Origin of the sequence: Psychroserpens jangbogonensis, from assembly GCF_000797465.1 — a bacterium.
GTDB lineage: Bacteria > Bacteroidota > Bacteroidia > Flavobacteriales > Flavobacteriaceae > Psychroserpens > Psychroserpens jangbogonensis.
On the sequence record NZ_JSWG01000004.1, the window covers coordinates 203,943 to 230,718 of the forward strand.

15 protein-coding genes are annotated in these 26,776 nt (G+C 33.1%); all 15 read left to right on the forward strand.

The features are described 5' to 3' along the window. The first annotated feature begins 8 nt into the window (after positions 1-8). Complete coding sequence (locus tag RH81_RS03160) at positions 9-1,799, forward strand: cytochrome c oxidase subunit I (protein ID WP_033957600.1); 1,791 nt, start codon at positions 9-11, stop codon at positions 1,797-1,799. 69 nt (positions 1,800-1,868) lie between these two features. Continuing rightward, the gene (gene ruvB, locus RH81_RS03165) at positions 1,869-2,891 is read left to right on the forward strand and encodes a Holliday junction branch migration DNA helicase RuvB (RefSeq protein WP_033957601.1); all 1,023 of its coding nucleotides are present in this window, start codon (positions 1,869-1,871) and stop codon (positions 2,889-2,891) included. A 64-nt stretch (positions 2,892-2,955) separates the two neighbouring features. Then, positions 2,956-4,287, forward strand: coding sequence for a cytochrome P450 (locus tag RH81_RS03170; protein ID WP_033957602.1), 1,332 nt, complete (start codon positions 2,956-2,958; stop codon positions 4,285-4,287). A gap of 76 nt (positions 4,288-4,363) precedes the next feature. Then, entirely contained in the window at positions 4,364-8,449 is a 4,086-nt protein-coding gene (locus RH81_RS03175) for a hybrid sensor histidine kinase/response regulator transcription factor (protein WP_033957604.1), read from the forward strand. A 176-nt stretch (positions 8,450-8,625) separates the two neighbouring features. Next, the gene (locus RH81_RS03180; RefSeq protein WP_033957606.1) at positions 8,626-9,681 is read left to right on the forward strand and encodes a class I SAM-dependent methyltransferase; all 1,056 of its coding nucleotides are present in this window, start codon (positions 8,626-8,628) and stop codon (positions 9,679-9,681) included. Between the two features lie 159 nt (positions 9,682-9,840). After that, a complete protein-coding gene (locus RH81_RS16320) occupies positions 9,841-10,431 on the forward strand; it encodes a leucine-rich repeat domain-containing protein (RefSeq protein WP_152604773.1) in 591 nt (196 codons plus the stop codon). 106 nt (positions 10,432-10,537) lie between these two features. Further along, entirely contained in the window at positions 10,538-11,461 is a 924-nt protein-coding gene (queG, locus tag RH81_RS03190) for a tRNA epoxyqueuosine(34) reductase QueG (protein ID WP_033957613.1), read from the forward strand. A gap of 97 nt (positions 11,462-11,558) precedes the next feature. Further along, complete coding sequence (locus RH81_RS03195) at positions 11,559-13,853, forward strand: NADP-dependent malic enzyme (RefSeq protein ID WP_033957617.1); 2,295 nt, start codon at positions 11,559-11,561, stop codon at positions 13,851-13,853. Positions 13,854-13,917: 64 nt separating this feature from the next. Continuing rightward, positions 13,918-14,499, forward strand: coding sequence for a Holliday junction branch migration protein RuvA (gene ruvA, locus RH81_RS03200; protein ID WP_033957620.1), 582 nt, complete (start codon positions 13,918-13,920; stop codon positions 14,497-14,499). A gap of 2 nt (positions 14,500-14,501) precedes the next feature. Continuing rightward, positions 14,502-22,013: a T9SS outer membrane translocon Sov/SprA gene (sov, locus tag RH81_RS03205; RefSeq protein WP_420912072.1), complete on the forward strand. Its 7,512-nt coding sequence runs from the start codon at positions 14,502-14,504 to the stop codon at positions 22,011-22,013. Positions 22,014-22,071: 58 nt separating this feature from the next. Beyond that, on the forward strand, positions 22,072-22,452 hold the full coding sequence (gene gcvH, locus RH81_RS03210) for a glycine cleavage system protein GcvH (RefSeq protein WP_033957625.1): 381 nt from the start codon (positions 22,072-22,074) through the stop codon (positions 22,450-22,452). Continuing rightward, positions 22,445-22,807, forward strand: a complete 363-nt coding sequence (locus RH81_RS03215; protein ID WP_241478950.1) for a VanZ family protein — start codon at positions 22,445-22,447, stop codon at positions 22,805-22,807. Before gcvH ends, RH81_RS03215 begins: the two co-directional genes overlap by 8 nt. An 86-nt stretch (positions 22,808-22,893) precedes the next feature. Next, positions 22,894-23,619: an energy transducer TonB gene (locus RH81_RS03220; RefSeq protein WP_033957745.1), complete on the forward strand. Its 726-nt coding sequence runs from the start codon at positions 22,894-22,896 to the stop codon at positions 23,617-23,619. Positions 23,620-23,736: 117 nt separating this feature from the next. Beyond that, positions 23,737-24,528 carry an energy transducer TonB gene (locus RH81_RS03225; protein ID WP_081988185.1) on the forward strand — a complete coding sequence of 264 codons (792 nt, stop codon included), beginning with the start codon at positions 23,737-23,739 and terminating at the stop codon, positions 24,526-24,528. A 139-nt stretch (positions 24,529-24,667) separates the two neighbouring features. Next, positions 24,668-26,776: a hypothetical protein gene (locus tag RH81_RS03230; RefSeq protein WP_033957750.1), complete on the forward strand. Its 2,109-nt coding sequence runs from the start codon at positions 24,668-24,670 to the stop codon at positions 26,774-26,776.

The following is a 26,776-nucleotide window of genomic DNA, read 5'->3' on the forward strand; positions in this document are numbered from 1 at the left end:
AATAGATTATGTCAGCACACGCAGATACTCACGCACACGACGATCACGGACATCATCATAAAGAGACTTTTGTGACTAAATATATTTTTAGTCAAGATCACAAAATGATTGCTAAACAGTATCTAATTACAGGTACTATAATGGGAATTATAGGTGTTTTGATGTCACTTATGTTCCGTATGCAAATCGCATGGCCAGAAGAACCTAATGTACTTTTTGAAGCATTATTAGGTAAATGGGCTCCTGATGGTGTTATGGATGCTGATATATATTTGGCATTAGTAACCATTCATGGTACCATTATGGTATTCTTTGTATTAACTGCAGGATTGAGTGGTACATTTAGTAATCTTTTAATTCCATTGCAAATTGGAGCACGAGATATGGCATCAGGTTTCTTAAACATGTTGTCTTACTGGATGTTTTTCCTTTCAAGTGTTATAATGGTTATTTCTTTATTTGTTGAAGCTGGACCAGCTGCAGCAGGTTGGACAATCTATCCACCTTTAAGTGCCTTACCAATGGCACAAGGAGGTTCTGGTATGGGTATGACTTTATGGTTAGTGTCTATGGCAATATTTATTGCTTCCTCTTTATTAGGATCGCTTAACTATATCGTTACTGTAATCAACTTACGTACTAAAGGAATGTCTATGACAAGATTGCCATTAACAATTTGGGCGTTCTTCGTAACGGCTATTATTGGTGTGGTATCATTCCCAGTATTATTATCTGCAGCATTATTGTTAATAATGGATAGAAGTTTCGGGACATCATTCTTCTTATCAGATATTTTTATACAAGGTGAAGTCTTACATTATCAAGGAGGATCTCCTGTATTGTTCGAACACTTATTTTGGTTCTTAGGTCATCCTGAAGTATACATTGTAATTCTTCCAGCGATGGGATTAGTGTCAGAGATTATGGCTTCAAGTTCTAGAAAACCAATTTTCGGTTATCGAGCGATGATTATGTCTATTTTAGCCATTGCTTTTTTATCGACAATAGTTTGGGGACACCATATGTTTATCTCAGGAATGAATCCTTTCTTAGGTTCTGTGTTTACATTTACAACCTTATTGATTGCCATTCCATCTGCTGTAAAAGCATTTAACTGGATAACGACCATATGGAAGGGGAACGTGCAAATGAATCCGGCCATGCTGTTTTCAATTGGTTTCGTTTCTACGTTTATCACTGGTGGTTTAACTGGTATTATTTTAGGAGATAGTGCATTAGATATCAACATTCATGATACGTATTTCGTAGTAGCGCATTTCCACTTAGTAATGGGTATTTCTGCTCTTTACGGAATGTTCGCAGGAATCTATCATTGGTATCCTAAAATGTTTGGTAGAATGCTAAATAAAAATTTAGGGTATATTCACTTTTGGGTAACTGCAATTTGTGCTTACGGTGTATTCTTTCCAATGCACTTTATAGGTATGGCTGGATTACCAAGACGTTATTATACAAACTCTAATTTCCCATTATTTGATGATACCGCTAATGCCAATGTTGTGATTACAATATTTGCAATTGTTGGTGGTGTTTTCCAATTGGTATACTTATGGAATTTCTTCTATTCAATTTTCTTCGGAAAGAAAACTGTACAAAATCCATGGAGATCAACTACATTAGAATGGACAGCACCAATTAAACATATCCACGGTAACTGGGAAGGAGAAATCCCTCATGTTCATCGTTGGGCTTATGATTATAGTAAACCAGGACATGATGACGATTTTGTTCCACAAAACGTTCCTTTAAAAGATGGTGAAGAAGAACTTCAACATTAAAATGTCTTTATAAAATATAGAAAAGCCTTTCGTAAATAACGAAAGGCTTTTTGTTTATATTTGTGTTATATGAACGATAACTTAGATCCTACAAACGAGAATTTTTCTCCAGAAGAACTGGATGTTGAAAAAAAATTAAGACCCTTATCATTTGATGATTTCACTGGGCAGGATCAAGTATTAGAAAACCTTCAAATTTTTGTTCAAGCAGCTAATCAAAGAGATGAAGCATTAGATCACACATTGTTTCATGGACCTCCAGGTCTTGGTAAAACAACTTTAGCTCATATATTGGCAAGTGAACTTAGTGTGGGAATAAAAGTGACTTCTGGTCCAGTTTTAGACAAACCAGGAGACTTAGCAGGATTGTTAACAAATTTGGAAGAACGCGACGTTTTATTTATTGATGAAATTCATCGACTTAGCCCAATAGTAGAAGAGTATTTGTATTCTGCTATGGAAGATTATAAGATTGATATTATGATTGAGTCTGGTCCAAATGCTAGAACAGTCCAAATCAATTTAAATCCATTTACACTTGTAGGTGCAACAACACGTTCAGGATTATTGACATCTCCAATGCGAGCACGTTTTGGAATTCAAAGTCGCCTACAATATTATAATACAGAATTACTTACGACCATAGTTCAAAGAAGTGCTACGATTCTTGATGTTCCTACATCAATGGAAGCAGCAGTAGAAATTGCAGGAAGAAGTCGTGGAACACCTAGAATAGCTAACGCACTATTACGACGTGTTAGAGATTTTGCGCAAATAAAGGGAAATGGAAGTATCGATATTAAGATTGCGAAATTTGCTTTAGAAGCGCTCAATGTTGATGCTCATGGTTTAGATGAAATGGATAATAAAATCTTAGAAACTATTATTGATAAGTTTAAAGGTGGTCCCGTTGGAATTACAACTATTGCGACAGCAGTTAGTGAAAGCCCAGAAACCATTGAAGAAGTATATGAACCTTTTCTCATACAACAAGGATTCATTATGCGAACACCTCGTGGACGTGAAGTTACTGAACAAGCTTATAAGCATTTAGGTAAAGTTAAAGGTCCATCACAAGGTGGTTTATTTTAAAAATAGGTATTCCGTTTTGAGCTTATTTCAGAATCTCATCATACCTTTATAGGAAATAGTTTTAATGCATTCAAAAAAAGAAATTCCTACAGTTCCTTTAAATAGATTTTTAAAGCATTCTTTAGAAATTCTCAAGAACCCATTGCCTTTTCATCGTCAAAATTTTAATGAGAAAGGCGACATATTCAGATTAAAAGTTGGGTTTAATAATGAAGTGTTTTTCACAAGAGACACTGAATTTGCACAATATGTACTCCAGAAAAATCAAAAAAACTACGTCAAGTCTAAAATTCAAACAGTAGATTTAGCAAAATATGTTGGTGAAGGCTTATTGACTTCTGAAGGTGAAAAATGGAAGAAGCAACGCAAAATGATGCAACCCGCTTTCCATAAAAAGCAGTTGGAAAATTTGCTTAGCAGAATGCAAGACACCATAGTTTCAGAATTTAAAAATATAGAAGCTAATAAAACGATAGACCTTTTTCCTATTCTTAATGATTTGGCATTTCAAACTGTTGTAAAATCATTATTCACAAAGGCAGCTAAGGGAAATGATATGGAAAGGCTTCAGTTTATTACCGAAGCAAATCAAAGGATGCTAGTAAAAGAATTACGCCAACCTTATTTAGGATGGTGGTTTAATTTAAGCGGTATTTTAGATAAACATATAAACCTTTCAAAAGAAGCAAGAACAATTTTAAAAGGCATAGTTGAAGAAAGAAAAGTCTCAGGCAACCATTATGGTGATTTGCTTGATATGCTTTTAGATACGAGATATGATGATGGTAAAGGGATGGAAGAAGAGCAGCTTATCGATGAAATCTTAATTATTTTTACTGCTGGACACGAAACGACTTCAAACGCATTAACGTTTACATTTCAGTTATTGGCAAAACATCCTGAATGGCAAGATAAAATTTATGAAGAATGGCAAAACTTAGAAGCAGATGATGCCGATTTAATGTCACGAGTTTCGACGTCTAAAGTTTGTCAGCAAGTACTTGAAGAATCTATGCGATTGTATCCTCCAGCTTATTTTATAGATCGCGTAAATATTACTGATGATGAATTCAACGGAATGCATTTTGAAGCAGGATCTAACTTATTGTTTTCCGTTTATGAAATGCATCGTCATCCAGATTTATGGGAACAGCCTGAAACCTTTTTACCTGAGCGATTTAATGAAGGCGGACGAAAATTCTCATCTCAGTATTTCCCTTTTGGTGCTGGACCAAGAAAATGTATAGGTAATAATTTTGCCATGTTCGAAATGATCATAGCTGTAAGTGAACTCGTTTCAAAATATAAAGTACATGCCGATTTTGATGCTATTGATATTACACCATTGATTACCTTAAAACCAAAAAACGCTTTTTTAAGATTTGAGAAACGATAAGCACAATTGATAAGTCTGCAAAAACTAATACCTAAAAAAACACTAACTTTAAACTTGTTAATTAATTGAAACAAAGGTGATTATTAATTGTGTTATATATAGATTACAAAAAAAATGCTCAATTTTTGTCACCTTATATTTAGTTTTAATCATTCTATCATTTCCTAAAGCTTTTTCTCAATCTAATGACAATTCTCTCAGGATCAAACATTTCAACTTAGAAAATGGTCTCTCACAAGCTTCAATTAATGACCTTATAAAAGACAACCATGGGTTTATATGGATCGCTACTGCTAATGGAATTAATAGGTTTGATGGAAAATCATTTAAACATTATTTGTTTGATGAATCCAACCCCTCGAGTCTACAAGGGAGTTTCATAAATAAACTACTTCAGGATGATAATAGTAATATATGGATAGGAACCATGAATAATGGTTTGAGTGTTTTAGAGAAAGGGTATTCTAAATTCCGAAAAATAGAATTAAAAAACAGTAATACTGTAAATAATATTACAGCTTTAGAAGCTGATAATAATAACAACATATGGGTTGGAAGTGATACCGAAGGCCTGTTTAAAATTAATAGTATTGATACAGAAAAGCAAGATCATGTTTTTAACAAAGCAGTTACCGCTCTTAAGTACGATGTTAACCACAATACCTTGTGGATTGGTACTTTAAATGGAGGAATATATAAATACGATATAAATAGTAACCAAGAGCCAAAGTTGGTTGGTTGGGCTAAAGAGCAAGTAAGGTCTTTTTATTTAGTGGATTCATTATTGTTTGTAGGGAGTAACGAAGGACTATTTAGACTTAATACTGAAACGAACAAAATCACACATAAAGAGTTAGAAATCAGTGGTAAGTTTAAAACAAAATATGTGCTTACATTTTTAGAGAAAGATGATAATAGAATATGGATTGGCTCTGGTAACGGTTTATACCTTTATAATTGGTCTGAAGACATTGTAGAAAGTAAATACGAAAACTCTGACGAAAGTAAATTTCGATTAACAAACAATACAGTACATTCTACACTTAGAATTTCAGAAAACACCATATTAGTAGGTACGGCAAGTGGGTTAAATCAATTGGATTTTAATGCGCCTTATTTTAATAATATTTCTAAGAATAAAAAAGGGAAACATATACTTAACGATAATGTTATATTTTCTGTTTATAAAAATGATATCGGTTTATGGGTTGGTACTTCTCGAGGTGGATTAAATTTAATTACAGATTTAAAAAACTATCGGTATTCTAATGACCAGAATTTTCAAAATTATATAGCAGGAACAACAGTGCGAGGTCTTGAAGAAGACAAGGAAAATAAAAGGTTATGGATAGCGACTTCAAGAGGTTTAAGCATGTTGGATTTAAATAATTTTGACCCTGAACATCCAATAATCTCCAATTTCTTTCATGATCACGATGACCCAAATTCAATCAACACCAATTTTTTAAGAGATATTACTTTGGATAGCAATCAAAATTTATGGGCAGCTACTTCTGGACATGGTATTTTTAAACTTAAACTCGATAATGAAACAGGTGTGACGTTAACCAAATTTAAACATCATAAAGACAATGACAATTCTTTGGTTAATGATGCAGCACAAAGCGTGAAATTTGATTCAAAAGGTAATTTATGGGTTGGAACCAGAAATGGTTTAAGTAAGCTTAGTTTTGAGGATAATAATTATTCTAATCCTGTATTTGAAAATTATGTACACGATCGCAACAATACAAATTCCTTATCCCAGAATACAGTGCATGATATTCATGAAGATGTAAATGGTAATATTTGGTTTGGAACTAGAAAAGGACTCACCATGCTTAGTGATGGGAGTTTTACAAACTGGAAAGCTCAAAAGCAGTTTCCTAGCGATATTATATATGCTATAGAAGGCGATAAAAACGGCAATATATGGTTAGGGACAAATGATGGCATTGTGAGATTCGATTATAGAAATAAAGAATTTAGTCATTATAAAGATTCTGATAATATTCAAGGAAAAGAGTTTGATGTTCATGCTGGATTTAGAGACAAAGATGGTACTATTTATCTAGGCGGAATTGATGGTGTTACATACTTTAATCCAAATGATTTCGATAATATTGATACACCAAAACAATTGTATTTTTCAGAATTACGCATTAAAAATGAAAAACAAGATCATGTTTTTTCTCAAAATAATATGCTAACAAATGGTTTAATCAATACTAAAGAATTAAAGTTTAAGCACAATCAATTGCCATTTTATTTGGATATATCTTCAATAGATTACAGAATAGATAAAAATGTAGAATTTGCTTATCGTTTACTTCCAGATAATCAAGATTGGATTACACTAAAAGATAACGAGGTACAGTTTATAAATTTACCTAGTGGTGATTATAAACTTGAAGTAAATGGATTTTCTCGAGGAAAAGAATGGCAACAACCACCTTTAGAAATTAATCTAGCAATATTACCACCATTTTGGTCAACATGGTGGGCTTATACCATATACGCACTAGTCTTAGGGTTTTTAGTTTATATGTTCTATGAATTTCAATTATCTAAAAAATTGGCAATTGCAGAACGGAATAAACTTAAGGATCTCAATACATTAAAAAGTAATCTTTATACTAACATTACACATGAATTTAGAACACCTCTTACCGTAATTTTAGGTTTAAGCGAGACGATTAAAGATGATTTTAAAGCACAAAATTATAAGACTGCTAAGGAGGCGATGAATATTATTGAACGAAATGGTAAAGATTTACTCCTGCTAGTTAATCAATTGTTGGGTATTAGTAAAGCTGAAAGCGGTACTATGGAGCTAAACCTGATTCTAGCAGATGTTGTCCCATTTTTACGATATATCTGTGAGAGTTTCCAATCATTAGCGAAAATAAAACAGATAGATATTACTACATATTTTGAAGACGAAAGCCTTAATATGGATTTCGATGATGGTAAACTGCAAATTATTATATCTAATTTATTGTCTAATGCTATTAAATTTTCTTCGTCAGCTGAAAAAATAATTTTTCATGTAAAAAGCGAAAAAATTGATGAAGTCGAATCTGTTATTATCAAAGTAAAAGATTATGGTATAGGTATTCCAGAGAAAGCAATTCCACATGTTTTCGATAGATTTTATCAAGTAGAAAACTCACTTTCAAAAGCTGGAAAAGGAACAGGTATTGGTTTAGCACTAACAAAAGAATTGGTAAACCTTATGAATGGTACTATCTCGGTGAAAAGTGCAGAAAAAAAGGGAGCTGAGTTTACTGTTACAATTCCTATTACCCGAAATTCAAATACGACAACTAAAACGATTACTAGTTCAATTGATTTTGTAGAAGATGATAATATGAAGCAAGAATGGTCGTTACAACTTGTTGATAGCGATGTCAATTTACCAGAAGCTTTAATAATTGAAGACAATAAAGATGTCGCCTATTATTTAAGGTTATGTTTACAAAACAAATATTATTGCGTATTTGCTAATAATGGAAATTTAGGACTAGAAAAAGCATTCGAAAAAATCCCTGATATTATTATTTGTGATGTCATGATGCCAGAGCGAGATGGATTTGAAGTTTGTAAACTATTAAAAACCGATGAGCGCACAGACCATATACCGGTTATTATGCTTACTGCAAAAACATCAGATAAAGATAGACTCAAAGGATTGCAACATGGCGCAGATGCTTATTTAACTAAACCTTTTTTAAAGGCCGAATTACTTACAAGATTAGATCAGCTCATAATCCTTCGTAAACGAATTACACAATCATTTGCAAAAAATAAATTTTCTCAAATATTAATATCTAAAGACAATACACCTGAAACGAAATTCCTTCAGAAAGTGATTCAAATCATTCAAAGTAATATGGATAATCCTAACTTAGGATCAAGACATGTGGCACAAAAAATGCACATGAGCGAATCTCAAATCTACAGAAAATTAAAAGCTATAACCGGCAAATCTACAGCCATTTTTATTCGTTCTGTCCGATTAGAAAAAGCAAAAGACCTTATTCAAACTACTGAAAAATCCATTTCTGAAATTGCCTATGAAGTAGGTTTTAACGATCCATCTTGGTTTAGTCGCGCGTTTAAAGAAGAATTTGGTCAGTCACCTAGCGAATCATCTAAATAATTATAAATCAATTAGTTAAATTAAGTTTTATTTTTTTTTTGACAATATACTGCTAGTTTTTTATAGGCTTGCAGAAATAGTTCGTCTCCATAATTAAATAATGAAAGTCATTTCTTCACTCTATTACTAGTTTAGCTTTTAAATATCAAAATCAGCTAATCTTAAAACTTTCAATTATGGAAATTAATGAAAACAAATTAAACACACTCTTAGGCAAAATGGTTACCGAAATGGGAGCCGCAGCGATTGGACCACTTATTATTATAGGTGATAAGCTAGGGATTTATAAAGCAATGGAAGCAAGAGGCAGTGTCAGTTCAGCCGAACTCGCTAAAGAAGCGGGAGTAAACGAAAGGTATTTAAGAGAATGGTTATCTGCTCATGCGGCTTCCGGATATGTAGAATACGACGATATTAACGAAACATTCACCTTGTCACCCGAACAGGCATTTGTATTTAGTAATTCAGATAGTCCTGTTTTAATGACTGGTGCTTATTATGCCATATCTTCAATGTACAATGATGTATCTACTATGGAAAAAGCGTTTCAATCTGGAAAAGGTGTGTCTTGGGGAGATCATCATAGTTGTTTATTCTGTGGTACAGAAAAATTCTTCAGACCTTCTTATGCTACTAATTTAGTGCAAACCTGGTTACCTGCTCTCGATGGTGTTGTAGAAAAATTGCAAAAAGGGGCAAAAGTAGCTGATGTTGGTTGTGGACATGCAGCATCAACGATGATTATGGCAAAAGCATTTCCTAATTCAGAGTTTATTGGTTTCGATTTTCATCAAGACTCTATAGATCATGCTAAAATGCATGCTCAAGAAGAAGGTCTTACTAATATTTCGTTTCAATTAGCAACAGCTAAGGACTTTCCTGGAAATGATTATGACCTCGTGGCTTTTTTCGATTGCCTTCATGATATGGGAGACCCAGTTGGTGCTTGCGATCATGTTTTGAAAGCATTAAAACCTGATGGTACTTGTATGATTGTTGAACCGTTTGCTAACGACACATTAAAAGAGAATATAAATCCTGTTGGCCGAGCATTTTACTCATTTTCAACATTATTGTGTACACCAAGCTCTATGAGTCAGGAAGTTGGTTTGGCATTAGGCGCACAAGCAGGAGAAAAAAGATTGGGTGAAGTTGTGCTAAAAGGCGGTTTCAACCATTTTAGACGAGCTTCAGAAACACCTTTTAATTTGATATTAGAGGCAAGGCCTTAATAAAACTAAATAGTATCAACTTTACGATGAGAATAACAAGTAGAACACCCAACTTATAAATCTGAAGCCAAACACCTCGAATGTTTACAGACTTTCAAGTTGCAGTCAATCAAATTAGCTTCAAGTGCTAAAACAAATGCTTATTTAAATACCAATATTATGAAAACACATATAAAACAAACCACTTTTTTATTAGTTGCACTCTTAGTTTTGTCTTGTTTTAAAGACGATAATTCTACATCGAAAACAAAAAGCAGCAGCATAGATATTAAACATCTAACGACAACTGCTTCAGTATCAATTGATACAATAATAATTTTTTCTCAACGAGAAATCCTGCAAACTATTTTAGATGCAAATCCAAATAGTACTTTAGACTGGAATTTAGCGATGACAAAAAATTTAGGAGATCTAACTGGAGTAACAACAAATACTGAAGGTCATATAATAGAACTAGACTTAAATAAAAAAGGATTGTCTGTATTACCAGTAGAAATCGGACAATTAACAAGCTTGACTAAGCTATCTGCAGTAGCTAATTCACTCAATGAATTACCAATAGAAACGTGGAATCTAATTAATTTAAGACATCTTAATCTAAGCTCCAATCAACTTAATACAATTCCTATTGGAATAAAGCACCTGATCAATTTGAAATTCTTAAATCTAAACTATAACGGAATGGCTGCTATACCACAAGAAATCGATTTGTTAACAAACTTAGAAGAGATTGGATTATTTGAAGAATGAAGTTAATTGAATTCCTATAGATAAAACAAACAATAATTGTATAATCGGATTTCAAAGCGAAAGAAAATTCTAAACCAAGATAATTAAATAGCCTTAACTTTACGCTGTGGATAATAAACAGCAATACACACAATTTATAAAATCTGAAGCCAAACGCTTAGGCTTTATATCTTGTGGTATTAGTAAAGCTGAGTTTTTAGAGCAAGAAGCGCCAAGACTTGAAAAATGGTTAAAATCTAATGCTCATGGTGAAATGCGTTATATGGAAAACCACTTCGATAAGCGTTTAGATCCTACTAAACTTGTTGAAGGCTCCAAAAGTGTTGTATCGCTATTACTAAATTATTATCCTTCAGAAATTCAAAATACTGAAAGTTATAAACTGTCGAAGTATGCATACGGAACCGATTATCACTTTGTTATAAAGGATAAATTGAAACAGTTATTACATGCTATTCAAGATGAAATAGGAGATGTTCAAGGTCGTGCATTTGTTGATTCGGCTCCAGTTTTGGATAAAGCTTGGGCAGCAAAATCAGGATTAGGATGGATAGGAAAACATAGTAACTTACTCACGCAACAAGTCGGATCTTTTTATTTTATTGCCGAATTGATTATTGATTTAGACTTAGAATATGATCATGCTGTGACAGATCACTGCGGAACTTGCACAGCTTGCATTGACGCATGCCCAACAGAAGCAATTACTGAACCTTATGTGGTCGATGGAAGTAAGTGCATTTCTTATTTTACAATTGAATTAAAAGAAAACATTCCTTCTGACTTTAAAGGTCAATTTGATGATTGGATGTTTGGTTGTGATATATGTCAGGATGTTTGTCCGTGGAATCGTTTTTCGAAAACACATAGCGAACCGTTATTTAATCCGCATCCAGAGTTATTATCGATGTCTAAAAACGATTGGGAAGAGATTACAAAAGAGACATTCAATAAAGTTTTTAAAAAGTCTGCAGTAAAACGTACAAAGTTTGAAGGGTTACAGAGAAATATAACATTCTTGAAAGAATAATAGATTCAAAGAAAACAGTATTCTTCAAAACATAGGTTTCTCATAAAACCTTTACATTTGTAGTTCAATTTACATTCAGGTAGTAATTTACAATTTCATGAGCAAACAAAGTAAAAGAAGAGAAGCCTTAATATATCACGCAAAACCAAAACCAGGAAAGATAGAAGTCATTCCTACGAAAAAATATGCGACGCAACGTGATTTGTCTTTAGCATATTCTCCAGGTGTTGCTGAGCCTTGTTTAGAAATTGAAAAGGACAAAAACAATGCTTATAAATATACAGCTAAAGGAAACTTAGTAGCTGTAATTTCTAATGGAACAGCTGTTTTAGGTCTTGGTAATATTGGTCCAGAAGCCTCAAAACCAGTTATGGAAGGTAAAGGCTTACTATTTAAAATTTTTGCTGATATCGATGTGTTTGATATAGAAGTTGATACTGAAAATGTTGAAGAGTTCATTCAAACTGTGAAAAATATAGCTCCTACATTTGGAGGAATTAATTTAGAAGATATTAAAGCTCCTGAAGCTTTTGAAATTGAAAAACGATTAAAAGAAGAACTGGATATTCCAGTAATGCATGATGACCAACATGGTACTGCAATTATTTCTGCTGCTGCACTTATTAATGCATTAGAAATAGCTGATAAAAAAATTGATGAGGTACAAATTGTAATCAGTGGTGCTGGAGCAGCAGCCATTTCGTGTTCGAGGTTATATCAAGCTTGTGGAGCTAAACGAGAGAATATGGTAATGCTAGACAGTAAGGGCGTTATTAGAGACGATCGTGAAGAGTTGTCGTCTCAAAAAGCTGAGTTTGCAACACACCGAAAAATAGATACACTTGATGAAGCCATGAAAAATGCTGATGTATTTATTGGGTTATCTAAGGCAGACATTGTCAAGCCAAACATGCTTTTGGTCATGGCTGCAGATCCAATTGTATTTGCGATGGCTAATCCAAATCCAGAAATTGAGTATAAACTTGCTGTTGACACACGTGACGATATTATTATGGCCACAGGTCGAAGTGATCATCCTAATCAGGTGAATAATGTTCTTGGGTTTCCGTTCATTTTTAGAGGAGCTTTAGATGTTAGAGCAACAAAAATAAATGAAGCTATGAAAATGGCCGCTGTAAAAGCATTAGCCGACTTAGCTAAAGAACCAGTACCAGAACAAGTAAATATAGCGTATGCCGAAACCAGATTAACTTTTGGTAAAGATTATATCATTCCGAAACCTTTTGATCCAAGACTTATTGCGACTGTGCCTCCAGCTGTTGCCAAAGCGGCAATGGAAAGTGGTGTAAGTAAGGAGCCAATTGAAGATTGGGAAAAGTATGAAGAGGAATTATTACAACGTTTAGGTTCAGATAATAAGATTGTACGTTTACTACATAATCGTGCTAAATTAAATCCAAAACGTGTCGTTTTTGCAGAAGCAGATCAGCTTGATGTTTTAAAAGCAGCTCAGTTTGCTTATGATGAAGGTATTGCTATTCCTATTTTATTAGGTCGAAAAGAAGTCATCTTAGAACTCATGGAAGAGATTGAGTTTGAAGCTGAGGTTGAGATTATTGATCCAAAATCTGATGAAGAAATGGAGCGTAAAAACAAATACGCTGAAGTCTATTGGAAAAACAGAAAACGTAATGGCGTTACTTTGTTTTATGCTGAAAAAATCATGCGTGAGCGTAATTATTTTGCAGCTATGATGATTAATGAAGGTGATGCAGATGCACTAATTACAGGTTTTTCAAGAAGTTATCCTTCTGTTGTGAAACCTATGTTAGAACTTATTGGTTTGGCGCCTGGAGCAACTCGAATTGCTACTACAAATGTGATGATGACCAAACGTGGACCAATGTTTTTGAGTGATACGTCTATTAATATTAATCCTTCAGCCAACGATTTAACGCGAATAGCACAAATGACAGCAAAGGTTGTTCGTATGTTTGGTATGGAACCTGTTATGGCCATGACCTCTTATTCAAACTTTGGGTCATCAAAGAATCAAACGGCAACTAAAGTTCGCGAAGCAGTAGAATATTTACACAATCGTCATCCAAGCTTATTGGTAGATGGAGAACTACAAACTGATTTTGCTTTGAATAGTGAAATGCTTCAAGATATTTTTCCGTTTTCTAAATTGGCTGGAAAAAAAGTGAATACACTTATTTTTCCTAATCTAGAGTCCGCAAATATTACATATAAACTCTTAAAAGAGTTGAATAAAGCAGATTCAATTGGGCCAATAATGATGGGAATGCGTAAACCTGTTCACATCCTTCAATTAGATGCCAGCGTTGATGAAATTGTTAATATGACAGCTATTGCAGTTATTGATGCACAGCAAAAGGGGAAAATTGTACAAGAACGCCTTAAACATTAGCAAATATCCACCTTTGAAATGTAAATAATTTTATTACATTTGAGTTTTTAACCTAAGCTAATAAATGATTACGCATATTCAGGGGAAATTAGTAGAGAAGAACCCAACAGATGTTGTTATAGATTGCAATGGTATTGGTTATTTATTGAACATATCATTACATACCTACTCACAAATTCCCGACCAAGAAAATCTAAAATTGTATGCGTATTTAATTGTACGTGAAGACTCACATACGCTATATGGCTTTTCTTCTGTTTCTGAACGTGAAATTTTTAAACTTCTATTATCTGTAAGTGGTATTGGAGCGAGTACAGCAAGAACAATGTTGTCTTCACTAACACCACAACAAGTAAAAGAAGGAATTGCTCTTGGAGATGTAGCTTTAATTCAATCCATAAAAGGAATTGGTGCTAAAACTGCAGCAAGAGTAATTTTAGATTTAAAAGATAAGGTTTTGAAGGTTTATGATATTGATGAAGTTTCTGTTAATAGAAACAATACTAGTAAAGAAGAAGCGTTATCAGCTTTAGAAGTTCTTGGATTTGCTAAAAAACAATCCGAACGTATTTTAGACAAATTATTGTCTCAACAACCAGATTCCAATGTAGAAACCCTGATAAAGGACGCATTAAAAAATTTATAAATTTGAATAGAACAACTAACTATACCTTGCTTAATTCTTTACAACGTTTTATCTTGATTCCAATTTTGGTATTGGTTAGCAGTTCTGCTTTTTCTCAGCAAACACCAACACCTCAAGACACAACAACTACTGTTAAAACTGGCTTTGCATTAGGTAATTTGAATATGCCTAATCCACAAAGTATTGTTTCAAAATACACATACGATCCTCTTACAGATCGTTATATTTATACGGAAACGGTTGGTAAATTCAACATTAATTATCCAATTATACTTACTCCTGCTGAGTACCAAAAATTAGTGTTACTAGAGCAACAACAATCTTATTATAAACAAAAAATTGATGCTGCAGAAGGTAAAAAAGAAGGTTCAGAAGATGAACAAAAAAATCTTTTACCAGAGTTTTATGTTAATTCAGGATTTTTCGAAACCATTTTTGGAGGTAATACTATTGAAGTGATTCCTCAAGGATCTGTTGAAATGGATTTAGGTATTTTATTTACAAAACAAGATAACCCAACTTTTTCACCAAGAAACCGTAGTAATTTTACATTTGATTTCGATCAACGTATTAGTTTGAGTTTATTAGGTAAAGTAGGAACGAGATTACAAGTAACCGCCAATTATGATACTGAATCTACATTTGATTTTCAAAACTTAGTTAAGCTAGAATACACGCCAACTGAAGACGATATTGTTAGAAAGATTGAAGTCGGTAATGTAGCAATGCCACTAAATAGTTCATTAATTACAGGAGCTCAAAGTCTTTTTGGTGTAAAAACTCAATTGCAATTTGGTAAAACAAGAGTTACAGCTATTTTTTCTGAACAACGTTCGCAATCACAATCTGTAGTAGCTCAAGGAGGAGGAACATTAGAAGAGTTTGAGTTTTTCGCAAGAGATTATGACGAGAACAGACACTTCTTTTTATCACAATATTTTAGAAATAACTACGATGAAGCAATGCTTCGTTATCCTTTCATTAATAATAATATTCAGATTACTAGAGTTGAGATTTGGGTAACAAACAGAAGTAACCAAACCAATAACGTAAGAAATGTTGCAGCCTTCCAAGATTTAGGGGAATCAGAAGTTATAGGTTTAAACAGTCCACCACCAGGATTTGTTAACGTAGGTGCTAATGAGCCACCGGATAATGGCAATAATGATTTCGATCCAACTAATATTGGAGGACCAGGATCTTTATTATCTCCTTTAGTGAGAGATATTACAACTGTTGAGCAAGGTATTCTTGTTCCAGCCAACGAAGGTTTTGATTTTGGTAAATTAGAAAATGCTAGAAAATTACAGCAAGGGTCTGATTATCAATTACAACAACAATTAGGTTATATTTCACTTAATCAAAGACTATTAAATGATGAAATCCTAGCGGTTGCATTTCAATATACTATTGGAGGAGAAGTGTATCAAGTTGGTGAATTTGCAAATGATGGAGTCAATTCTACATCTACTAGTAATGATGATGATCAAGATGGAATTCCTAATGAGGCAGATGTAGATGTTAATGGAGATGGTTCTCCAGACAATGGGTCTGATACAGATGGAGATGGAATTAATGATAATTCGGATGCAGATGTAGATGGAGATGGAACTATTGATAATGGTACAGATTTCGATGGAGATGGAATTAATGATAACTCTATAGTAGCAGACGGGTCTACACAAAGTTTAATTGTTAAGATGCTTAAGAGTCCAATAACAAGTGTGGATCAACCTATTTGGGACTTAATGATGAAAAACATCTATGACACAGGTGCGTTTCAGTTGGAAAAAGAAGATTTTAAGCTTAACATCTTCTATACTGAAGCTTCGCCATTAAACTATATTTCTCCAGTTGTTTTACCAGATGGAACGACAGTTCCTTTTCCAGTCTTTGATAATAATTCGCCTTTTGACAACTCTGATGATGGTGAGATTATAGATACGCCTTTAATTCGTTTATTTCATTTAGACAGGTTAAATTTTAATAATGATCCACAAGCTGGTGGTGATGGTTTCTTTGATTTTGTTGAAGGAATGACAGTGCTCACTCAAAACGGAAAAATCATCTTTACTAAAGTAGAGCCATTTGGTCGTTACCTTTTTGATGTACTTGATAATGATGGTGACCCAAATAACAATGATGCAGATTATGAGCAGGATTCTTATACCAACCTTAACCAAGAAAAGTACGTTTACGATATTCTTTATAAGGAAACTAAAACGGCTGCATTAGATGAAGCAGAAAAGAATAAGTTTCAATTAAAAGGACGTTATAAATCTTCGGGAGGTGATGGTATTCCATTGGGAGCTTTTAATGTTCCAAGAGGTTCTGTTGTTGTTACTGCAGGTGGTCGTACTTTAGTTGAAGGTGTAGATTATACTGTAAACTATCAAATTGGTCGTGTTCAAATATTGGATGAAGCCTTAAAAGCATCAAATATTCCTATAAACGTTTCCGTAGAAAACAATGCAGTTTTTGGGCAACAAACAAGACGATTTACAGGAGTGAATGTAGAACACCAATTTAATGAAAACTTTGTTTTAGGTGCCACGATTTTAAATCTTAATGAAAGACCTATTACACAAAAAGCAAATTATAATACGGAACCAATTAACAATACAATTTTTGGTTTTAATGGTAATTACTCAACAGAGGTACCATTTTTCACACGATTAGTTAATAAGCTTCCCAATGTCGATACAGACGTACCTTCTAATTTATCTGTTAGAGGTGAATTTGCATATTTGGCTCCAGGTGCTCCAAAAGGTACAGACTTTAATAATGAGGCAACAGCTTATGTTGATGATTTTGAAGGCACACAAGGTGCAATAGATTTATTATCACCTCAATCTTGGTTTTTATCTAGTAGACCTAGACAATTAGGAAAAATGTATCCTGGGTTCAATTCTGAAGATGAAAACGGAATACAAAACGGGTTTGATAGAGCAATACTAAACTGGTATACGATTGACCCAATTTTTTATAGTAATCAAAGACCAGGTGAAATAACAGATGATGACGTTTCGAATTTGTATACGAGACGAATATTTATAGATGAAGTATTCCCTGAAATTGACGTTGCTCAAGGTCAGCAAACCATAATAAATTCTTTAGACTTAGCATACTATCCAACAGAAAGAGGACCTTATAATTTTGATCCAGATGCGACAACTGGTGTAATAGATGCAGATGATAGTTGGGCTGGTATTACAAGACAAATTACATCTACAGATTTTGAACAAGCCAATGTAGAATATATTGATTTTTGGGTTCAAGATCCTTTCTTAGATGATGCTGTTCCTGAAGCAGCTCAAGGAGGGAAACTTTTTATAAATCTTGGAAACATCTCTGAAGATGTATTAAAAGATGGTAAAAAACAATATGAAAACGGACTTCCAGAAAACGGTAATATTAGCGATTTAATACCTACAAGTTATAACACAGTAGTACCAAGAAATCAATCTTTGATTTATACATTTTCTACAGCTGGAGAGGAACGTGATAACCAAGATGTTGGTTATGATGGTTATGACGATAATGAAGAAGCAACTCTCATTCCTAATGGAGCGGCCTTTGGCCCAGATCCATCAAATGACAACTATAGATACTACTTAAATACAGATGGAGACATCTTCGAACGTTATAAGCGTTACAATGGTCAACAAGGAAATACTCCAGATGATTTTTCAGACACGAATAGAGGATCAACGGCACAGCCTGATGTAGAAGATATCAATAGAGATAATACGATGAATACGATTGACAGCTATTTTCAATATGAAATAGATATCAACCCAACTGATTTGACACTTGCTAATCCGCAAATTAATGATATAAAAAACAGAACCGTAACGCTTCCAAATGGAGATGAAAAAGATGTAACATGGTATCAATTTAGAATACCAATTTCTGATCCTACTGAAGCTATTGGAGGAATTTCAGATATTAGATCAATACGTTTTGTGAGAATGTTTGTAAACGGATTTCAACAACCAAGAGTATTGCGTTTTGCAACACTAGATTTAGTAAGAAGTGATTGGAGAAGATATACATTAACATTAGATGATGAACCAAATAACGATGGAGACAGTACAGATCTTAATGTTGGAGTTGTAGGTCTTCAGGAAAATGATGGTAATTACGTACTTCCTCCAGGAGTAGAACTTGAACAATTAAATAACAATAATAATATCATCAGACAGAATGAGCAATCCTTACAAGTTGAGGTTTGTGAATTAGAACCTAAAGATTCTAGAGGTGTATTTAAAAATATTAATGTAGACATGCGTCAGTACAATAAGCTACGTATGTTCATTCACGCTGAAGAAGGTGATACAGGTAGTTTAGTTGATGGAGATATGATTGGTTTTATTCGAATGGGTAATGACTTTACTCAAAATTATTACCAAATAGAAGTGCCTTTACAAGTATCATCAGGTATGACTTCTGCAGAGAATATTTGGCCAGAAGTTAATGAAATCAATATTGAACTTAGTGTGCTTGAGCAGATAAAGTCCTTGGGTATTACCAATGGTACTTTAGCAAACGAAGACCCAACATTTTATGATTTAGAAGAAGACGGTAACCTGACTGAAGTAGGAGAATTTGACACACATACTATTGGACAACAAAGGGTTTCTATTAAAGGTAATCCAAACTTTGGAGATGTAAGAGTATTGATGGTAGGACTTAAAAATCCGGATAATAATGGTATGAATGTTTGTGGAGAAGCATGGTTCAATGAACTACGTTTAGCAGATTTAGATAATGAAGGTGGTTGGGCAGCAGTGGCAGCTGTTGATGCTAATTTTGCAGACTTTGCAGATATTAGTGCAACGGGAAGAAGAAGCACAATAGGATTTGGTTCTGTCGAACAACGTCCTAATGAACGAAGCAGAGAAGATGTTCAACAATTCGATATTGTTACCAATATGAACTTAGGGCAATTGTTACCTAAAAAATGGGGTGTGCAAATTCCGTTTAACTATGGTATTGGTGAAGAAATTATAACACCAGAATATGACGAATTCTATCGAGACATAAAATTAGAAACTCAATTAGAAAACACTAATAATAAGGATTCGATTCTAAATGTCAACGAGAGCTATACCAAACGACAGAGTATTAATTTCATTGGAGTCAGAAAAAATAGAACTACAGATAAAAAACCTCGTTTTTATGATGTTGAAAATTTAACCTTTAACTATTCATATAACAAAACCGAGCATAGAGATTTTGAAATTGAAAATTCTTTAGATCAAAATATAAGAACTGGAGTTAATTACAACTATAGTTTCGAACCAATGAATATCGAACCATTTAAAAAGAATGATTCGTTATTTAGAAATAAATATTGGAAAATACTTAAAGATTTCAACTTCAATCCAATTCCAACGAGTTTCTCTGTAAATACTGATATTATCAGACAGTTTAATAAACAGAAGTTTAGAGAAGTAGATTTAACAGGTGACAATATTGGTTTAGAAGAACTTTATAGAAGAGATTATAAGTTCAACCTTCAATATGTTATAAACTATAATCTTACTAGAGCATTGAGTCTTAATTTTACGGCATCAAATTCAAATATTGTCCGTAATTATTTTGTCAATGATGCTATAAATGGTAGGCAAGATCCTGACTTAGACGTTTGGGATGGTTTCTTTGATTTAGGAGATCCAAATATCCAAAATCAACAGTTACAAATTAATTATGAAATTCCCTTGTATAAAATTCCAACACTTAGTTTCTTAAGAGCTACATATTCATATACAGGAGATTTTCAGTGGCAAAAAGGATCAGATTTAAATCAAAATCTACAAATTAGAGATCCTGATGATCCAAATGTTATTAATACCTTTAATTTAGGTAATTCCATTCAAAATGCTAATACGCATAATATAAATTCTACTTTGAATATGGAGAATCTTTACAAGTATGTGGGACTTGTGAAAAAACCTGTTCGAGCAGCAAGAGGAGGACGTGCTTCAAAAAGCGCAGTTCCAAGTGGACTTAAAGAGAAGGATGGTAAATTAGACAGTAAAAGTGCTGATGGTAAAAATGCAGCTTTAGATGGTAGTGCTTCAAAAAGTAAAGTTGCAGCCGGAACAAAAATTTTAAATGGAGCCATTGATTTATTAACGAGCGTAAAACGAATTCAGATTAACTATTCTGAAAATAATGGAACATTTTTACCTGGTTATTTACCAACACCTGGATTTCTAGGAACATTAAAACCGTCATTAGGATTCACTTTTGGTAGTCAAGCAAATATTAGAGATAAAGCAGCACGAAATGGATGGTTAACTGTTTATGAGGATTTTAACCAACAGTATACTGAGGTTACTACACGTATTCTTGATGTATCTGCAAATATTGAGTTAGTAAAGGATTTGAAAATTGATATTACCGGAAACAGAACATACTCAGAAAATTTAACCCAAAACTTTAATACTACAGATACTAATAGTGACGGCTTTAGTGATAGATACAACGAGTTACTTACAAACTCATTTGGTAACTTTAGTATTTCAACCGCAATTATTAAAACAGCATTTAGTACTAGCGATGAAACAGAGTCTGCTGCATTTGATGACTTTAGAACTAATCGATTAGTAATTGCTAATCGTTTGGCTAGAAATTTCTATGGCACAGATAACTTCTCTCGTGATGGAGAAGGTTATCCATTAGGTTTTGGTAAAAACAATCAAGCTGTTTTATTACCATCATTTTTAGCGGCTTATAAAGGACAGAGTGCTGAAAAGATTGGCTTGTCTGCGTTTAGAGATATTCCAATTCCTAACTGGCAATTGAAGTATACAGGTTTCATGAAAATGAAATGGTTTAAAAAGAATTTTAAGCGTTTCTCAATTACACATGGTTACAGATCTAGTTATACCATAAATCAATTTAGAACAAATCTTGATTTAGAGCCTGGAAGTTTAAAACCAGGAGTGGCTTATGAGAATCAAGACCAAGATTTAGTATTGGATCAGGCTGGGAATTTTAAAAACTCTACAATTTATAGTAATATCAATTTAGAAGAACAGTTTAGCCCACTATTTAGATTGGATTTTGAAATGAAAAATTCTATAAAGATATTGGCCGAAATGAAAAAGGATAGAATACTGTCTTTGAGTTTTGATAACAATCTCTTAACCGAAATACAGGGTAATGAATATATCTTAGGATTAGGTTATCGAATCAAAGACTTACGTATTCGATCTAAACTAGCTGGACCTAAGCAAGTCATTAAAAGTGATTTGAACATGAAAGTTGATGTTTCAGTGCGAAACAATAAAACGATAATTAGATATTTAGATATTGTTAATAATCAAATTACTCAAGGTCAAACAATTTGGGGAGCCAAATTTGCAGCCGATTATGCGTTCTCTAAAAATTTAACAGCGATATTCTACTTTGATTATACATTCTCAGAATACGAAATTTCAACAGCTTTTCCTCAAACAACAATACGTTCAGGATTTACATTACGATATAATTTTGGTAATTAATGATATATATTAAACCAAAAAAATTATTTTTGTCAGCATATTAATTATAACTATAAAGATGAATATACCATCAGATTTAAAATATACTAAAGACCACGAGTGGATTAAGATTGAAGGTGATACTGCAACTATTGGAATTACTGATTTTGCTCAAGGTGAGTTAGGTGATATCGTTTATGTTGAAGTTGAAACGGTAGATGAAACACTTGATGTTGAGGAGATTTTTGGTACAGTAGAAGCTGTAAAAACCGTTTCTGATTTATTCTTACCACTTTCAGGAGAGATTACTGAGTTTAATGAATCACTAGAAGACGAACCAGAAAAAGTTAACTCTGATCCTTACGGAGAAGGCTGGATGATTAAAATGAAATTTTCTGATGCTTCACAGGTTGAAGACTTACTTTCAGCAGACGACTATAAAGCGATAGTAGGTGCTTAAACGTTGGTCATTACCTATTATGTTAGTTTATGTTATAGCATTAACTTATGGTAGTTTAGGTAATGTTAGCGGTGTTCCTAAGTTAGGTTTTTCATTTGATGATAAAATTTATCACTTTTTAGCATATGCTATTCTAACGTTGATACTCTTTAATTTCATTACAACGACTACTGTAAAACATAAAATGGCGCTTTCTGCAAGTATTGCAGTAATTTATGGCATTATTATTGAAGTTTTACAATCAACATTAACAGATTTTAGAACACCTGATTACTATGATGTTGTTGCAAATACACTTGGAGTAGTATTTGCTATAGTGCTGTTAAGGTTTAGTTACAAACTAAAGTTAAAATAAATAATAGCTTGCTTTTTTAACATATTTTTGGTTAATTTAGCATTCCTAATACTTTAAGATACATGGAACCTGAAAAGAATATTAAGTTGGAACCTAAAAAAAACACAAAATCAGATGTGAGCAGAAATGCATCACTCTATTTTGCAGTTGGTTTAGCGTTAATGATGACATTAACCTATTTAACTATTAATTATAAGTCTTACGATAGATCTAATATAGATATTGGACAAGTAGATGTTGATGATGAGTTAGAAGAAGAAGTGCCAATCACCCAACAGGAAATAATTCCACCACCACCACCACCACCACCTCCAGTTATACCTGAAGAAATAGAGATTGTTGAGGATGAAAAAGAAATTGAAGAAACGGTTATAGAATCTACAGAAACAGATCAAGAAGAAGAGATTGTTGAAGTAGAAGATATAGAAGTTGAAGAGGTAGAAGAAGATATAGAAGTACCATTTTCAGTAATTGAGAATGTACCGATATTCCCAGGATGTGAAAAGGAAAAAGGCAACAATGCTAAAAAGCAATGTATGTCTAATAAGATTGCAAAATTTGTAAATAGAAAATTTAATACAGAATTAGCTGCAGATCTTGGACTTTCAGGTAAACTACGTATTAGCGTTATTTTCAAGATTGATAAAAACGGAAACATTACAAAGATTCAAGCTAGAGCTCCTCATCCAGGTTTAGAAAAAGAAGCAAAACGTGTAATTGGATTGCTTCCAAAAATGAAACCAGGAAAACAACGTGGAAAGGCAGTAACAGTACCTTACTCACTACCAATCTTGTTTCAAGTGCAAGACTAGATAATTCTTAAACATATCAATATTCAAAATCCCATCTAAAATTAATTAGATGGGATTTTTACTTTGGTATGCTTATTGCGATTTTGTCATAACATTAACATTTAACATTTTAATATTATGAAGAATTCAAAAAATTCGCACAGTATTGCTGGTCAGAGCAATGCTAAAGTGCAAAAATCGCAAAAGCATGATGCAAATTTACAAAAAAACTCAACGCTCTATTTCCAAATAGGGCTTATTCTGTGTTTGTTGGGTACCTACAGTTTATTTGAAATGAAATTTGAAAAGAAGGAAATTTCGATTCCTGTAATTTCACAAAATGATGATTATGCAGAAGTTCATGTCAAGACCTATGTCGTGGAGCCAGAAGTTAAAATTGAGAAACAAGTAGAACAGCAGTCTCAAATTCTTGTGGACAAGCCACCTGTAATTGTCAAGGATGATTTTGAAATTGTTGAGAACACTATTGATTTGGTAAAACCAGAAATCTTTAACAAACCAATTGAAGCAGGTAGTCTAAATGAAATTGAAAAACCTATTGATGAGATCAAATTGTTCAATATGATTGATGTTGAAGTGGTGCCAATTTATCCAGGATGTGAAAAATCTAAATCCAATAAAGAACGTGTTAAATGTATGTCCAAAAAACTGGGTAAATTAATTCAGAGAAAATTCAATACCGATTTAGCTGGCGATTTAGGATTGTCTGGTCTGCAAAAGATTGATGTACAATTTAAGATTGATAAAAATGGTCTAATTACAGAAATTAAAACTAGAGCACCTCTTCAGCAACTTGAAGATGAAGCTAAACGAGTAGTAAATAAGATTCCTCAAATGATACCAGGTAAACAGCGCAGTCAACCTGTTTCAGTACTATATAACTTACCAATAATGTTTCAGGTAAGATAATCCTTAGATGTTTTATATAATTAGAGCCGTTATCTTTTTGATAGTGGCTTTTTTTATTGAATATGAATTGATATCAGGTTTTGCGTTCACTTTTGAAAAAAATAGTATCTTTCCGACATCAAAAACGCATCCCTTTTTTATGAAAAATTGTTGCATTATTATTTTTACTTTTTTTATTGGCTTTCTAAATGCACAAACAATTGAAACCTACGAGAAACCACCAATATTTCCTGGTTGTGAAAACGAACCTATAGATGTGATGAAAATGTGCTTTAATAATAAGCTCAACCAGCATATTTTTAACACATTCAAAGTCCCACAAATTGCAATTGATGAATCTTATAATGGAGATGTAATAATACTTTTTGAAGTTAATAAGGAAGGTCAAATAAACGTACTTTACCTTGATGCGGTTTATAATGAACTCAAAGACGAAACCAAGCGTGTATTTGAAGAACTACCAAAAATAACACCTGGAACTTATAATAGTAAGCCAACATATTTTCAGTATTCATTAAGTGTAAAAATACCTTTGGTCGATCCTGAAGTCTTAACGAATGAAGTCAAGGCTTTACCAAGTGTAAAAGAAGTGGTGGACTTAAATGATTTGGTAAGTAATGAGTTTGATAGTGTTAATATCAAAACAACTAAATACAAAAAATTAGAATATCAAAGTGAGCTAAATATTCCATTTACCCATAATTACTACGCTAAGTTTGATCAACAAATGAACGGTTTGGGGACAAACAGTCATACAGCAGCTAAACCGTTTGTATACAGCGAAGTTGCTAAGTATTATGATTTTAAAGCTGAAAAGGAAGCCTTAATAAAAGGATCAGATTCTTGGTTGAGTAGAAAACTTTACAATGAACACTTAGTTGCTGTTCAAGGTAAAGATTATTGGTTTACAGTTGACCCAATATTTGATTTGCAAGTAGGTAAGGACACTGAAGCTGATTTTAATTCTACGTTTAATAATACAAGAGGTATTTTATTACAAGGTGGATTAGGGAAGAAATTTAATTTCACGACTACTATCTACGAAAGTCAAGGTCGATTTGCACAATATTTTAATGAGTATGCTGAAAGCTTAAAAGCAGCAGGAGTAGATCCTGCTATAGTGCCTGGTCGTGGTATTGCCAAAAGATTTAAAGATGATGCTTATGATTATCCAGTAGCCGAAGCATATTTATCTTATACACCTGCCGGTTTCATAAATATTCAATTTGGTCATGGTAAAAATTTCATAGGAGATGGTTATAGATCATTGTTACAAAGTGATGTTGCAAGCCCTTACCCATTTTTAAAACTGAATACGAAGTTTTGGAAAATTAAATATACCAACACTTGGATGTGGTTAAGAGATGTAAGACCTGAGGTTACAGAAGACGGAGCCTTTCTTACAAAATATATGGCTAATCATTATTTGAGTTGGAATGTTTCTAAACGATTGAATATTGGCTTATTTGAATCTGTTATGTGGACAAATTCTAACGATAGAGGATTTGATATTAATTATCTTAATCCAATAATTTTTTACAGAGCTATAGAGTTTGCAACAGGTCCTGAAGCTGGTAATGCAGTTTTAGGTGCATCAGCTAAATACAAATGGAATAATAAAGTCAATCTTTATGGGCAATTCATTCTTGATGAATTTTCATTAGATGATGTTACAGGAGGAAATAAAAGTTGGAAAAACAAATTTGGTTATCAAATAGGTGTCAAATATTTTGATGCATTTAAAGTGAAAAATTTATTACTTCAATTTGAATATAATAGAGTGAGACCTTATACTTATTCTCATAATTCTATTGTTTTAAATTATGCTCATAATAATCAACCTATGGCGCATCTCTGGGGAGCAAACTTTAGTGAAGCTATATTAATTGGGAGATACAATTACAAAAGATGGTTCGCTGATGCTAAGTTTATTTTTGGGAAACGTGGTTTTGATTTTAATGATGGCACAGACTTCGCTAACTATGGATCTAATATTTATAGAACAGAGGACGATCGTATAGCCGACGCTGGAATAACTGTTGGTCAAGGAAATTCTACTAAAGTGTTTCAAGCTGATTTAATGGCAGGATACATTATCAATCCAGTAAGTAATTTAAGACTTTTCACAAATGTAACATTCAGGAATTATAATCCCGAAGCAGATACAGCTGCAGCTTTAAATACCAATACATCTTGGTTTAATATTGGTGTTAGAACCGATTTATTTAATTGGTATAACGATTTCTAG